The sequence below is a fragment of the Microcoleus sp. S13_C5 genome (genome assembly GCF_036700845.1).
GTDB lineage: Bacteria > Cyanobacteriota > Cyanobacteriia > Cyanobacteriales > Microcoleaceae > Microcoleus.
The window spans coordinates 74900-90341 of the sequence record NZ_JAUBPR010000014.1; the positions used below are offsets into that span (position 1 = coordinate 74900).

General features: G+C 42.1%; 7 protein-coding genes and 2 pseudogenes. 5 read left to right on the forward strand and 4 right to left on the reverse strand.

Annotation, left to right across the window (positions count from 1 at the left end; translation table 11 throughout):
• The first annotated feature begins 509 nt into the window (after window positions 1-509).
• From QUA04_RS06390 to QUA04_RS06400, 3 genes are all read left to right on the forward strand, one after another.
• Window positions 510-3029 (forward strand): ATP-binding protein, encoded by a 2520-nt coding sequence (locus tag QUA04_RS06390; protein WP_333254904.1) that lies wholly within the window; start codon window positions 510-512, stop codon window positions 3027-3029.
• 138 nt (window positions 3030-3167) lie between these two features.
• The gene (locus tag QUA04_RS06395) at window positions 3168-4631 is read left to right on the forward strand and encodes a CIA30 family protein (protein WP_333254906.1); all 1464 of its coding nucleotides are present in this window, start codon (window positions 3168-3170) and stop codon (window positions 4629-4631) included.
• 265 nt (window positions 4632-4896) lie between these two features.
• On the forward strand, window positions 4897-5775 hold the full coding sequence (locus QUA04_RS06400) for a sugar ABC transporter permease (protein WP_333254908.1): 879 nt from the start codon (window positions 4897-4899) through the stop codon (window positions 5773-5775).
• Window positions 5776-5933: 158 nt separating this feature from the next.
• On the opposite strand, the gene QUA04_RS06405 is transcribed toward QUA04_RS06400, so the two are convergent.
• A complete protein-coding gene (locus QUA04_RS06405; RefSeq protein ID WP_333254910.1) occupies window positions 5934-6635 on the reverse strand; it encodes a DUF4079 domain-containing protein in 702 nt (233 codons plus the stop codon).
• A gap of 203 nt (window positions 6636-6838) precedes the next feature.
• Here QUA04_RS06405 and QUA04_RS06410 point away from each other — a divergent pair.
• Window positions 6839-7893 (forward strand): annotated as a pseudogene (locus QUA04_RS06410) (ISKra4 family transposase); the annotation flags it as partial.
• Between the two features lie 399 nt (window positions 7894-8292).
• On the opposite strand, the gene QUA04_RS06415 reads toward QUA04_RS06410, so the two are convergent.
• From QUA04_RS06415 to QUA04_RS06420, 3 genes and pseudogenes are all read right to left on the reverse strand, one after another.
• On the reverse strand, window positions 8293-13617 hold the full coding sequence (locus tag QUA04_RS06415; RefSeq protein ID WP_333254912.1) for an AAA family ATPase: 5325 nt from the start codon (window positions 13615-13617) through the stop codon (window positions 8293-8295).
• Between the two features lie 283 nt (window positions 13618-13900).
• Window positions 13901-14005: pseudogene (locus tag QUA04_RS29905) on the reverse strand (hypothetical protein); the annotation flags it as partial.
• Complete coding sequence (locus QUA04_RS06420) at window positions 13999-14235, reverse strand: hypothetical protein (RefSeq protein WP_333254914.1); 237 nt, start codon at window positions 14233-14235, stop codon at window positions 13999-14001. The pseudogene QUA04_RS29905 and the gene QUA04_RS06420, both read right to left, overlap by 7 nt.
• A 438-nt stretch (window positions 14236-14673) precedes the next feature.
• Here QUA04_RS06420 and QUA04_RS06425 point away from each other — a divergent pair, with 438 nt between their 5' ends.
• Window positions 14674-15285: a class I SAM-dependent methyltransferase gene (locus QUA04_RS06425; RefSeq protein ID WP_333254917.1), complete on the forward strand. Its 612-nt coding sequence runs from the start codon at window positions 14674-14676 to the stop codon at window positions 15283-15285.
• Window positions 15286-15442 lie beyond the last annotated feature (157 nt).

The following is a 15442-nucleotide window of genomic DNA, read 5'->3' on the forward strand; positions in this document are numbered from 1 at the left end:
ACTGTATTGAAGTCGATCATCAGTCTAATTGTCGGGCCTGTTGGGTATACTTAAAGAGCTTAGCGTGACTTGACTTTCAGATCTTGTCACCCTTACCTTAACTTAATATTTCAGTAAGTAGGCCGCTCTGGAGACGCATTTCTCTCCCCCTGTTCCGGCAGGCAAAATTTTACCACAAATATTAAAGTTTTGGGGAAATTATTAAACACACTTGAAGAATGGCAACAATTGCTATGATAATTAATATCGGGAAGCGATAGTATAGAAGAGCCAAGTGGGTAAAATTTATAGAAGGCTGAGGCGGCTTGAACAGCAACACATAGGGTAGGCTGATTTTCGATTCAATCATTTTGATGCGCTGACTCTCGGATGATTGATTCTCAGTGTCCGTCCAGGGATCGAGCCGTTATGCGATCGAACAATATGAGATTTTTATGGAAAAGCCAATTTGCTCTCAAATCTCAAATCATTAGAACCCTCTCAAAATTTTACAGCGGAAGACAAAGCAAATGGATCAACAAATCACAATTCCCGCGCTCGAAGAAGTTGACTTGACAAACTGCGACAGAGAACCGATTCACCTATCGGGACACATTCAGCCACACGGGGTGCTACTTGTCGTACGAGAACCTGAACTAGAAATAGTGCAAGTCAGCGAAAATACGCAAGATTTGTTAGGAATTGATGCAGAAAGTGCGATCGGTCAAGATTTGAGCTTATTATTCGATCGAGTTCAACTAGAAAAACTCGATGCCTGTTTGCGGAAGGAAAACTTAAAAACTGTCAATCCCATTAAACTCTCTGTTGAAAAAGCCGGTAAATATTTAGAATTTGACTGCATCCTTCACCGATTAGAAGAAGTTTTGATGGTCGAGTTAGAATTAGCAACCAGCCCGGAAAATCTTTCAGTTTTTAGTTTTTATCATTCAGTGAGAGCAACTGTTAGCAAAATTCAAAGCGCCAACAAGCTCAAAGAATTATGTCAACTAACTGTAGAAGAAGTCAGGAAAATATCGGGATTTGATAGAGTTATGGTCTATCAATTTGACCCCGAAGGGAACGGCGCTATAATCGCTGAAGACAAAGCAGAAAACCTGAATCCTTTCTTAGGATTAAACTACCCCAGCTCAGATATTCCCAAACAAGCCAGACAACTGTATTCGTTAAATTGGCTGAGGTTAATCCCAGATATTAATTATCAACCAGTCCCCCTTTTTTCAGGAAACCATGCTTTTACCACCCAGCCCGTAGACCTCAGTTTCAGCGTGTTGAGAAGCGTTTCTCCCATTCACATAGAATACCTACAAAATATGGGCGTTACAGCTTCAATGTCAATCTCGTTAATCAAAGACAAAAAACTGTGGGGATTGATTGCTTGCCACAACTATACACCAAAATACCTCAACTATGAATTGCGCGCCGCCTGCGAATTTATCGGGCAAGTAATGTCCTTAGAATTGCAATCAAAAGAAGGAAACGAAGACTACGACTACAAACTACACTTAAAATCCATTCAAACCAAGATTTTTGAAGACATATCTACCTCCGAAAACTTGTCACAAGTGTTAGTTAAATGTCAGCATAATTTGCTAGAAGCAGTCAACGCCCAGGGAGCGGCAATAGTATTTGGAGACAATTGCTATCAAGTAGGGCAAACACCTCAAGGAGAAGCGCTCAAATACTTAACTCAGTGGGTGCAAAAGCATTTAAATAAAGAAATTTTTTATACAGACTCGCTTACCAAATGCTATCCAGAAGCTGAGGAATTTAAAGACACGGCCAGCGGGTGTTTGGCTATAGCAATATCGCCGACTCAGAAAATATACGTTTTGTGGTTTCGCCCGGAAGTAATTAAGACGGTAAATTGGGCAGGAAACCCCAACAAACCAGTTGAAACCGATGAAGATGGCAACCCTCGACTGTCTCCTCGGAAATCCTTCGAGCTGTGGAAAGAAAATGTGAGGTACAAATCGTTGCCTTGGAAACAATGCGAAATAGACGCTGCATTGGAACTGAAAAAAGCAATGATTAATATAGTGCTGTGTCAAGTCGATAAACTCGAAAAATTAAATACAGCACTAGAAGCATCAGTCGCCAGAGAACGGGAAAAAACTGCTAATTTAAAAACAGCTATGTCCGAGCTTAAGCGGGCGCAAACTCAATTGGTGCAAAGCGAAAGAATGTCAAGTTTGGGACAGTTGGTGGCGGCGGTAGCTTATGAAGTCACTAACCCGATTAACTTCATCTACGGCAATCTTAGCTATGCTAATGAATACAGTCAAAAAATGATTAATTTATTGCAGCTTTACGAGCTGCACTATCCCTCGCCTTGGCCAGAAATTCAAGCACAAATAGAAGCAGTAGAATTAGAGTTCATAGTTGAAGACTTACCGAAGTTGCTGGGTTCAATGAAAGTAGGAGCTAACCGCATCCGCGAGATAGTTCAGTCCCTACGAAACTTCTCTAGAATTGACGAAGCAGACATTAAACCAGTTGACATTCACGACGGATTGGACAGCGCTTTGCTGATTTTGAGCAACCGACTCAAACCGAAGCCCGATCGCCCAGCAATTCATCTCATCAAAGAATATGGCTCTCTGCCTTTGGTTGAGTGTTACGCAGTTCAAATCAACCAAGTATTTATGAATGTACTGACAAATGCAATTGATGCTCTCGAAGATGCCTTTGTCAACAATAATTTATCGTCGCACGGCGACGAAGAACAGCCAGTTAAGTACGGACAAATTCGGATTGTGACTGAACTTTGTCCCGGAGAAAAAGCCGTAGCAGTTCGGATCAAAGACAACGGTTGGGGTATGGAAGAAAAAGTGCGCCAGAAAATTTTTGAGCCTTTTTTTACCACAAAACAGGTGGGCAAAGGTGCGGGGATAGGTTTGGCGATCAGCCACGAAATTGCCGTGGAACAACACGGTGGCAAATTGACTTGCATTTCAGCCCCCGGAGAGGGAACCGAGTTGATTATTGAGATTCCCTTGAGCCAAACTCATCCCACACCCATTGTCCAGTAAAAAAAAGTCCGCGCTAGCGAAGCTATCTTCCCGCAGGGGTTCCCGAAGGCTAGGAAATCGCCCAAATTCAAAAATCGAAAATTCGATTAAAATACAAAAGCAGCTAAGTAGATTTGAGCCAATTCAGAGGAAGCTAGTATGACTGAAAAAAAAACCGCCCAATGGGATGCCGGCCGGTTTCTCAAAACCTTGGCTTATTTCGGCGTCATTCCCTTCATTGGCAGCATTAGCTGGCTGCAACAACTATTTGGAAGCAGCAGCAACAGTAAAAAAGACCAGCCCAAACTGATACTGGTAGCCGGTGCCACCGGCGGCGTGGGGAAGCGAGTTGTCAAGCGGCTGCAACAGCGGGGATATAAAGTACGCTGCCTCGTCAGAGATGCTAAAAGAGCAACAGAAATTCTAGGCAATAATGTCGAGTTAGTCGAAGGAGATATCACTCTACCAGAAACTCTAACACCGCTAGTAACCGAGGGCATAGAAGCAGTTATCTGCTGTACCGGCACTAAAGTTCAACCGATAGAAGGAGACACCCCAACGCGGGAAAAATATTATCAAGGCATCAAATTTTATATGCCGGAAGTTGTGGATGTTCCCGAAATAGTCGAATACAAAGGTCTCAATAATTTAGTGCAAGCTGTTCGTCGCCAGCTAATTCAAGCAGGCGAAAAAACAATTTTCGACTTCACAAAACCCAGCCAAGATTTAAAAGAAACTTGGGGAACTCTCGACGACATCGTGATGGGTGGCACCAGCGAAAGTTCGATCCGGCTGACAGACAATACAGCTATATTCACAGGCAATGTTTCTACTGCCAACTCGGGCGGCTTCGCTTCGGTGCGTACCCGCAACTTTGATACTCCGATCAATCTCGCAGGATTTAGCGGCCTCCAACTGCGTGTAAAAGGGGACGGCAAGCGCTACAAATTGATTGTTCGCAACGAAGCTAAATGGGATGGAATTGGGTATTGCTATTCGTTTGATACTGTTTACAATATCTGGATTACTGTCACCGTTCCCTTTGATGAGTTAATCCCCGTATTCCGCGCCAAAACTGTCAAAGATGGCTCTAAATTTGATGCCAGCAGTATTTTTTCTTTTCAGTTAATGTTGAGCAAGTTTGAATATGATGGCGCGCTCAACCCGAAATTTACACCGGGTATTTTTCAACTGGAGTTAGAATCTATTAAAGCTGATGGGGGACAGACTTTGCCACGATTTGTGATGGTGAGTTCGGCAGGAGTTACCCGCCCTGGCCGCCCGGGAATTAACTTGGAAGAAGAACCACCGGCAGTCAGGATGAATGATATGTTGGGGGGGATTTTGACTTGGAAGTTGAAAGGGGAAGATTGTGTGCGATCGAGCGGCATACCTTATACTATTGTCAGACCCTGCGCTTTGACTGAAGAACCGGGAGGCAAAGCTTTAATATTTGAGCAAGGAGACAATATTAGGGGCAAAGTCAGTCGGGAAGATATTGCAGAATTGTGTGTGGAGGCTTTGGAACAACCGCAAGCTTGCAACGTTACTTTTGAGGTGAAAGAGGGGGAAAATGCCAGTTCTGCCGCAGACTGGCAGGCTTTGTTTTCGGGAGTTAAATAATTATTATTTGTAGGGTCGAAGTCTAGATCCCCCCTAACCCCCCTTAATAAGGGGGGGACAAGAAATCGTTTCAAGGACTCAGTGCCGGTGCGCCGAATAGTACCCTACAAATGCGAGTTTTATAACTGGTTCCCAGGCATAGCCTGGGAATCAATGTCCAGAGGCTCTGCCTCGCTGGTTAGTAGGAAAATTGGAGGCCGAGCCTCCGGATATGCGTTACCAGGCATAGCCTGTTAACGAGTAAAATTACCAATTATGAATTACTATGTCTGTGACTTTTTCCCGACGCTATTTGACGCCTTATTTGTTTTTGCTACCTGCTTTATTTATTTTGAGCTTGACTGTTTTGTGGCCGGCGGTGCAAGCTTTTTATTTGAGTTTTACCAACTACGAATATGATTTAACTCAAATGCCGCAGTGGGTGGGTTTAAAGAATTTTGAGAGGTTGTGGGGCGATCGCACATTTTGGCAAACTTTGACGAATACGCTGCTGTATCTCACCTGCGTTGTGCCTGTATTGGTTGTTGTGCCGTTGGGAATGGCGATTTTGTGCAACCAAAAACTTAAGGGGATGAACTGGTTTCGAGCCGCATACTACACGCCGGCGGTGATTTCCATGGTTGTCGCCGGGATTGCTTGGAAGTGGCTGTTTGCTGAGACTGGACTGCTGAATCAGTTGGGGGAATTGTTGGGTTTACCTCCTGTTTCTTGGCTGGCTAATCCGAAGTTAGCAATCTTTAGCGTCATGGCAGTTACTATCTGGAAAGGATTGGGCTATTACATGGTGATTTATTTAGCAGGGCTGCAAGCTATTCCGGCAGAACTTTATGAGGCGGCTGCTATTGATGGTTCTGATGGTTTGGGAAAGCACTGGGATATTACTGTGCCACTGATGAAGCCGTATCTAGTTTTAGTTGCGGTAATTTCGGCGATTTCTGCTACTAAGGTTTTTGAAGAAGTTTATATTATGACTCAGGGCGGGCCTCGCAATAGTTCTAAGACTGTTGTTTATTATCTTTACGAACGGGCTTTTAATGATTTGGAAATTGGCTATGCTTGTACGATCGGGCTGGTTTTGTTTCTGCTAATTTTGGGTTTGTCGATTTTGCAAGTTAGCCTTCAGGGTTTGACTCGCAATGATTAAGATTTATGACTGATGAGAACTGACGCACTCCGGGCATCATAAACTCGGTTTCTCGTTCTCATTCCTGTGAGTACCAGGACTTTGTTACATTCAGAAACCGGGTTTATTGGTCTAATTTCTACTACTTTTAGACTGGAATCTCGAAGTAATGCGATCGCTCACGGCTTTGGGCAGGTCTTATTGGCGAAATCACAGCTATAAATATAGGGTTTCTGCCAGTTCAGAGGAATTTCTAATAAATCCCTGGTTCCGGTCATTCCCTGTCCCAGAAAGAGCAGCACGGCGATCGAGTTCAAGATGACATGGGTAGTGCGCCAGCGATTTGAGCGGTCTTTGTAAATGTCTTCAATGATGGCAAGGGAGAAAACCATAATTAGCGCAGCGGTGATGCCAATGTAGTAGTGAGACCAATACCATTCATTGGTTAGTCGATAAACGCCATCTTGAGCGCCAAGAATCACCAAACCAGTACCTGTTAGGGTCGCAAATATGCCGCGCCATAAAGCGGGTGTAGCTCGATATAGCATGACCAAAGAGGCGACAGTTGCAACAAACATCAGCACAATGAAAATGACCTGAAAGGAATTTTTGCTCCAAACCTGTTCGCTCCAAATATGCTCAAAAATCGGGTAGGCTAGACCCAACAACGTTACTCCTACCACAGAACCTGACAGAATTCGACCTGCTTTGACGTGTTCTGAACCGACTACAGGTGGAATTTTGCTCTTGGTGTCGATCGCAATTTGCTTCCGACGCTGCATAGTTTGCCACGCCATATTGAGAACAACACCAAGCATAGGAAAAACAATCGCTACCGCTAAAATAGGATGCAGCAAAGCCAGAAAATCTTTAAATTCCATAGATCACCTTTTTTTTGAAGAGGGTTGGCTTCATCAACCCGGTTTTTGTGATACATAATATCATATCGGTGATCTAACCACAGTAAGTTGGTAGTCACGACTAATAGTTATTATTCACCGGGTGCATCTCTGTTTTGCAAATCTCTGAAAAAAGGGCGAAAATAAAAAAGCTAGTAAAACTGGTAAAAAAATCTGGTAAAAAAATGACAACCGAAGACCAACCGTGCCTAAAAGCACACTTAAAACAAGTCGCAGCAATTCTTTATAGAAATACAGATTCAACCTAGTTTTTAAGTTTTGAAAGGATCGAAAAATCTCTAGGTAAAAAAAGTTATCAGAAGTGGAACCAGGATTAGGTCGCTTTTTTTTAATATCAGGAATTAAAACAGGAAGAAACCGAAGATTTTAATCCGTAATCTGGTTGCTCAATATTACAGAGAATCAAGCGAAATATTTCTGATTAAAATCTTGTAGTCAACTCAGCCCCATGATGGAAAAATGTGTTATTTTAATCAGTGCTAATGAATCTTATGCAAGAGGGGAAAAAGATTTAGAAAAATTTACAGGAATCCGACTTTCTCATAGTACATTACAAAGATTAGTAAATATCCAATATTTTGAATTCCCTACATCAAAACAAGGAGTCCAATAAATTAGATTAGATGGGGAAAAATCCTGCTATGTAACGATAACAAGGGTGAGTCTTGTTATTGAAAAGATTATAAAGCAGTTTGTTTAGATAAGGTTTATTATGGATCATTTTTTCAAAAAAATGAAGATTTAATTGAGTGGGCTAATAGCCAAAAGTTGTTACATCCTATGTATTGTATAGGAGATGGTCATCCTGGAATTTGGAACCTGTTTCAAGAAATTGGAGTGACTGAACAAAGATAATAAATCTTAGATTGGTATCATTTGAAAGAACATTTGTACAAAGCCTGGCGTTCATTTAAACGATTAAAATACGCAGAAAGTATGTTATGGTTCGGTCAAGTAAATGAAGCAATCAATTTATTTAAGAAATTGAAAAATGCGGCATTTAAAAGATTATGCAATTATTGATAAACCCATCGTAACCGTATAATTAATTACCTATTCTATAAAGAATAATCCCTAAGATAAATGGGTTCTGGAACAGTTGAATCAACGATAAAACAAATTGGACGAGCGGGTGAAACTATCAGGGCGAGCGTGGAATATTGAGAGTGTTGCATCTATCCTTTCTCTTCGCTGTGCTTATCTCAATGGTCAACTTTCCACTGGATATATTTACCAAACTCAGATGCACCCACAGTTAACGCATTTTGGTCATCAATCAAGTTACTGTGAGGTCGTAAACTTGGTTTGTGACGATGCCTAAGGCTAGCTTCGCTCCGCTAACGCAATTTTAACCGACAGGACTATTTAACTCACGCCCTCACGTCAAATTTCCAGAATGGACAACTGGGTGATGCTGAATGATCGAGATTTTTGAGTATTTCTACTCCTTATTTTCTCCGATGATTCACTTTGAGATGGTCAAGTAGTGTATGTACCATTTGGGGGTGCGGAATGTGGACTACGGCACCGATCAAGTTCGTGAGAGAATGTAGTGTAAGTGGCTAAAATCGCAAAAGTATAAAAAGTAGAATCTCGCCAGCTCCCGCTAATTAATACTCTATTTCTGCTTCATCACCACCAAAGTAATATCATCAAACACCCTCTGAACACCAATATACTGTCGCACATCAGCAATAACAGCTTCCTGAATTTCTGCGGCACAACGGTGACGATTTTCAACCACCACTTGCCACAACCTTTTTAATCCGTACTGCGCTTTATTAATATTTTTAGCTTCGGGAATTCCATCAGTATAAAGCACCACCACATCTCCAGGATTCAACAGCACTTCTGTTTGAGAAATAAAGTCACCAATCTCTTCTACTAAGCCAATGGGAAAGCCTAAATCCATCGTGTCTATGCACTCCAATGTTCCATCAGCGCGCACCACGATCATTTCCTCATGTTGTCCGCTTAATTTCAGGACACTTCCGGCATAATCTAAGATGGCTAAAGTCATGTTTTTATCCGAGTTAATGCGCTGAAGATTGTCATAAAGTGTCTGGTTTATGATATCCAAAAACTTCACTGGATCTGTTTCGTCCATTTTCTGAAGCGTCCTGACAGCCGTTTGTGCCATAATCATCAACACGCCACTTTCTAAACCATGTCCGGTGACATCACCAATGCTAATCTTGACTTGACCATCCTGTGGCAGTACATCATAGTAATCGCCGCCAACTTCATCTGCTGGTTCCATAAATCCAGCTATTTCTAAGCCTTCAATTGCTACGAGTTCTGACTGTTTGGGTAACACCATTTGTTGCAGTTGTTTGATGATATCGAGTTCTGCACTCATGCGGACATTTTCGGCTTTGAGTTTTCGATTCAGGGTACTAATTTCTCCGTTAGCTTGAGCTAGTTGAGCGGTTCTTTCATTAACTTTATCTTCTAAGCTTTGATAGAGTCTGGCATTTTCAATCGAAATAGCTGTTTGTGAGCATAAGATTTTTAAAACTTCCAATCTATCTGGGGTAAATGCCCCTGCAGTCCGATTATTTTCTAGATATACAATACCGATCAGTTTGCCTTGATTAATAATAGGAATACATAAGAGTGACTTGGGCTGATTTTTAACAATATAGGGTTCACGAGTAAAAACTCCTTCGTTAGTAGCATCAGATAAAACGACATCCTCTTGAGTTCTTGCAACATATTGGATGACACCTAGTGGCAGTTGTTCGCTATTTTCAATGTTGATTGACTGTAAGACAGTGACTTGTTCTGAATCAACAGATACTTCTGCTTCAATCAGCAATTTTTCCTGAGATTCTAAAATCAGAGAACCAACTTGCGCCCCGGCATTTTCCATGAGAGTTCTCATCAAGGAGGTGAGTAATTTATCCAGTACAATTTCGCCGGAAATGGCTTGAGAGGCTTTCATCACGGTGGCTAGATCCAAAGCTTCCCCTGACTGAGTGCCACTTAAGGTACTGCTTGTTACCATGCGCGTGGAAGTAATGCTATTTTCAGCAGATGATTTTGGCAGCAACTGCGGGTATTTTTCCTCCAAATCTTCCACCTTGCGTTTAGCGCCCCAGCGTTGGTAGCCATAGCGGGCTTCACTCATGTAGACTTTAGCAATCTTCTCTTTACCTTTACCTAACCAAAACTTAGCTGCTAGTTCCGACGCTAGCGCTTCATTCTGCAAAAATTTATTTTCTCGGGCTGACTCGATCGCTTGGTCATACAAATCCTGCGCTTCCAAAACATTGCCTGTAATTCGCGCCAACTCAGCTTCGATTAGCAGACGTTGATGAAGGTAGGTACTCGGACAATGTTTACTCCAGAGTTTGAATTTCTCAAGATTCGATTTAATCTTCTCCACATACTGTGGCTGTTTTTCACCCTCAGCACAGTCATACCCAACTGATAAGGCTAGACATTGATGAAAATGGAAAGCCGGATTAATAAAAATCCCCGTCGCGCCTATCAAATATTTTTCGGCAGAGTTAGCATAGTCTATCGCTTTCTCATAATCTGAATACCAGTTGGCTAAAGACAATTTACAGGCTAATTCTATAAATACCGTGAATAAATCATTTTTTTCAAGGCAAGACTTAATGATCTCCTTGGCATTCGGCCATAAGGATTCATCAAGAACACTCCAATCCTCAACGGGTTCAATCAAATTATAAATGGTCGCTTTAATCGCATAATAATATTGCACCATGTTGGGATCGACTTTTTTTAACCCGGGTATCATCTTATCAATTTTTTCTGATAATTCTTTTAAGGAATCAGTCCCCCAAAAACACATAAACAAAAAGTTGATTGCACAATATCCTGCCCATTGATAGGCACCGTTTTCTACACCGCTATAATAACCTCTCATTAAATGCTCTTTAGAGCGATCGAGATGTTCAGTATAATGGGAAACAAATCCTCCCCACATATTCAAAATTAATGCTTCATAACGCTTCATTTGATACTTTTCATCGTTCAATCTCAAGGCTAAATTTCCAAATTTATAGGCTGTTTCAAAATCTTGCGCTACAAAGGCAAGTGTTAACGAATAATATATATACCCAACTGAAGAGTGAGGACTGTTTCCATAGGCGAGCGATAGCTCAATCATTTTTATGCCTAGTATGAACAGCAATCTAGACCCTAAAAAGTAAGATGGAGGTACACATTCTCTGAGGAGTACCATAGCAGCAAGTTTTTCAGGATCTTGCATTTCAGGAAGGTCTATAAAATCTTCAATTTTCCTGGCAGCGATTGTCTCATTAGCATGATTCACTTCTGCTATAAGTTCATATTCTTCAGGAAAAGCTTTCAACTTGATTCCCAATAGATCGAGCGTCTGTACTCCCAGATATAAGGAGGATTCCAAATCATTTTTCATTCGATATAACGTCACTTTATATTCATTGACTTTACACCGATCCAACAAACTATTGGTATGCTCAAGGGCTTCATCAAAAGTTAATAAAGCTTCGTCCCAGCTAGCATTTAAATATTCTATTTCACCTTTTTCAAGGTGATATGAAAATGTCAGGTGAGAGTTTTCCTCCCAGCTATTAGGGGGGAAAAGTTTCAGCCCGTTCGTTATGTATAGTAATGCGGGTTGATAGGCTGAAGAGAATTTAGCTTTTCTTCCAGCGATTAGATTCAATATAGCTAATTGTTCTTTTTCCGATTTATCACTGAGCAATGATTGTCCTTTGTTCAGGTGATTGACTACATCAAAAATTCGTTCTTCTAACTCATATTTTTCAAAATTTTTCAACAGAATGCGACCAATCTTCAAGTGGATTTCTTGTTGATTTTTTTCGTCAATTAGCGAGTAAGCTGCTTGCTGCACCCGGTCATGCAGGAATTTATAATCTTGAATTAACAGTTCTTCATCCAACTCGGATGTGGGCAAGATTAACCCGGACTGAACTGCTGCTGTTAGGTCTTTATAAACTTCCGATGTAGATCTTTCACTGATGATAGAAAGGGTGTTTAAGTCGAAATCAGCACCTACACAAGCTGCTAAGCGTAAAACTTGCTGTGTAACTGGAGGCAGTTTCTTCACCTTACCAATCATCAACTCCACCACATTGTCAGTAATGCCCTTAGCTTCAATGTTTGAAATATCCCACTGCCAGCCGTGACGTTCAAAATCAAAAGTTATCAGGTTTTCGGTATGTAGGGTTTTGAGAAACTCATAGACAAAGAAAGGATTGCCTCCAGTTTTATGAACTACCAACTCGGCCAAGGGTTTTACTGAAGAGGCATCACTGTGCAAAGTCTCGGTAATTAACTGGCTAATATGCTGGCTATTTAAGGGAGCTAAGGTAATAAGATTGACAGTTACCCCCCCATTCCGTAGCCCATCAAGAGTTATCATCAATGGATGAGTGGGGGTGACTTCGTTATCTCGATAAGCTCCAATGAGAAATAGGTATTGTGTATCCGCATCCGTCATCATCAGTTCAATTAACTTGAAGGTAGCGGAGTCTGCCCACTGCAAATCGTCTAGAAAAATGACTAAAGGATGCTCTTTTGCACAAAAAGCCCGAATAAAGTTTTGGAAAACCAGATTAAAGCGATTCTGGGACTCAGCGGGGCTTAATTCCGGCACGGGTAGTTGCTTGCCTATAATCAGTTCCACTTCCGGAATCACTTCAATAATCACTTGTCCGTTGGAACCCAAAGCAGCCAGGAGTTTTTCTCGCCAAAGGTTTAGTTGTGCTTCGCTTTCGGTTAACAGTTGGCGCATCAATCCCTGAAAGGCGCTGACAAAAGCTGAGTAGGGAATATTACGCTGAAACTGGTCAAATTTTCCCCAGATGAAATAGCCGCGCTTTTGAGTGATGGGTTTATGAACTTCGGCAACCAACACTGATTTACCAATTCCGGAATAACCCGCCACTAGCATCATTTCAGTTGTGCCTTGACTCACTCGGTCAAATGCTGTTAGTAAAGTTTTAACTTCTGAGTCTCGTCCGTAAAGCTTTTGGGGAATTTGAAACTTGTCGGAAATATCCTTAGAACCGAGAGGGAAATCTGCTATAGTCCCATTAGCTTGTAACTGAAAGAGACATTCTTCTAAATCGGCTTTGACGCCCCAAGCACTTTGGTATCGTTCCTCTGCCATTTTCGCCATCAGCTTCATCACAATATCCGAAACGGCTTTAGGACAAGGTTCTCCCCCTCTGCCTCTCTCCCCCTCTCCTCCTCCTAAAAGATGAGGGGGTATGGGCTGTTTGGCGATATGGCAATGCACCAGTTCCAACGCATCGGTACTTTCAAAAGGTAACTGTCCCGTAAGTAGTTCGTAGAAGGTAACGCCGAGAGAGTAAAAGTCAGTGCGGTAATCTAAAGAACGATTCATTCGTCCCGTTTGCTCCGGTGACATATAGGCTAAAGTGCCTTCTAAAACATTGGGATTTTTCAGCGTAGGATTTTCGCGGGTTAATTGAGTGGAGATACCAAAGTCAATGATTTTGATAATTCCTGTTTCTGGGTTAAAGACGATGTTGGCAGGATTAATATCTTTGTGGATGACATTGGCAGCGTGAATAGTACCTAAAATCTCAGCCGTTCTGATAGCGATGTTGAGAAATTCTGGTAGGGTTGCAATGCCATGCGTCCCTACACGGTCATTCATCAATTGTTTTAAGGATGATGCGCCAAAATCCTCTAAGAGGATAACCAAAGTTCTTTGATACGGTTCTAAGCCATAAGCTTTTACCACACCATCTATGTCCAGATTGCAGGTGATTTCATATTCTTGCTTATATCGGGTTAGCTCAGAGGGGGTGGGATAGTCTTGTTTCAGAACTTTGAGAATTACTGCTTTGTGATCTTGTTCTCGAATCCCTCGATAGACCAGGGAATTGGCACTTTCGTAAATTGGGGCTAAAACTTTAATTCCAGAGAGTTTAATCATGTTCGGCTCCTTCACTTTGGCGGTCATGAATCTCACGGGCCATGGTCAACGACTGCTGATGGTACTCGATCGCCAAGGCATAGAGTTGCCCAGGGAAGCGTAAACATTTCCCAGATTACCCAATGCTGCCCCCTCACCTTCGCGGTCTTTAATCTCTCGCTAGATAATCAAGGTCTGTTGACAAAACTCAAGGCTTCTTGAAATTGACTTGTCTGACCCTACTGAATTCGCTCCAACAACTTAGTATCGCAGGCAACAGGCTAGTATTTTTTCTAATATTCCTCTAAGGATAGCCGAGACGCTTGCCGATAGTATTGAGACTGACTCCTTCATCAACCAGTTCGATCGCGTGTGCGTGTCTGAGTTCATGGATGGTACAGCTTATGCTTGCCTTGGCACAATAACCAGCCCACTTCTCCTGAACCGATCGATCGCGTAATAAGCCACCCCTTCCATTCTTTTGAAGCTAGATGCCAAGTCCAATGAGATTACTGCCATCCCCAAAGTGCTGGAGATGCTGGAGATGCGGGCGGGGTTGAAGGATGAAACCCGACACTCATAAATGCTTCTCCACCTCAACCCTGTGCGATCGCCCAATCGAGTCATGTTTGGTTTCACGTTATCTACTGAGCCATAAGTAAGGACGTGACAAGCTCAACCCAACTTACAACTAGGGGCGATCGTACTCGTTCCTGCTCCGCCCTGCACGCTCCGCGAAGGCTCTGCCTCCAGCAAGCGGCAAAGCCGTATAGGAGCGGTAGATTGCGACATTACGTTAATGCCGGATAAGACCAATATAGGGAGTGGTATCCAGCAAAAGTGACAAATAACACCCCTGATTTCCAGGATTAACTATCAGAAGCGATGGATAACACCCAAGAACCCGGACTTAACCTGCAAAGTTTCTGTTTAATTCCTTAAAAATAAGATGTTGTTCAACAGATATGAGGGATAATCCACCGAAGGTAATGGTATTATCCAGCATATCTGCGGTTGAATACATAGTTATATTTTTTTGGCATCAAATGTGCCAACAGCAACAATTGGAGAAAATAGATGTGGGATGAAAGATACAGTGCCCAAGAGTACGTATATGGCACAAACCCGAACAAGTTTTTGGAAGCAAACGTCACCAGTATTCCAAAAGGTAAAGTTCTGAGCTTGGCCGAAGGAGAAGGGCGGAATGCTGTTTTCCTTGCGAAACAGGGTTACTCTGTAACCGCTGTAGATGCCTCTCTAGTTGGTTTGAATAAAGCCAGAAAGTTGGCTGAGGAGAACGGGGTAGTTGTTGAGTTTATTCATGCTAATTTAGCCGATTATGATTTAGGCGAGAATAAATGGGACGGAATTGTATCTATATTTTGTCCATTGCCCTCTTCAATAAGAAAACAACTTCATAAAAAAGTTGAAGCAGGGTTAAAGCGAAACGGTGTGTTTCTGCTTGAGGCTTATACACCCGATCAGTTGAAGCATGGTACTGGCGGCGGAAATTCAGTAGATTCGATGCAATCTAAAGAATCTTTAAGTCTTGAGTTAGCTGGCTTAAAGTTTAGGCATCTAATTGAGCTTGAGCGTGATGTAGTAGAAGGTATTTATCACACTGGCATTGGCGCAGTAGTTCAGGCGATAGCATCAAAAGAAATATATAGTCATTTCCAAGATCTATGAGAATATTTTAAAATGAGGTAAACTGAAAAAAATCGTTAACCAGTTAGGAAAATGTCTGACCGCATAGATTTGAGAAAAAGGTAGAAGTTCACGGGGTTAGCGTGGCACAAGAGAAGGAGGAATCCGACCAGAACGAGTACTCAAGACAGATTCAGTC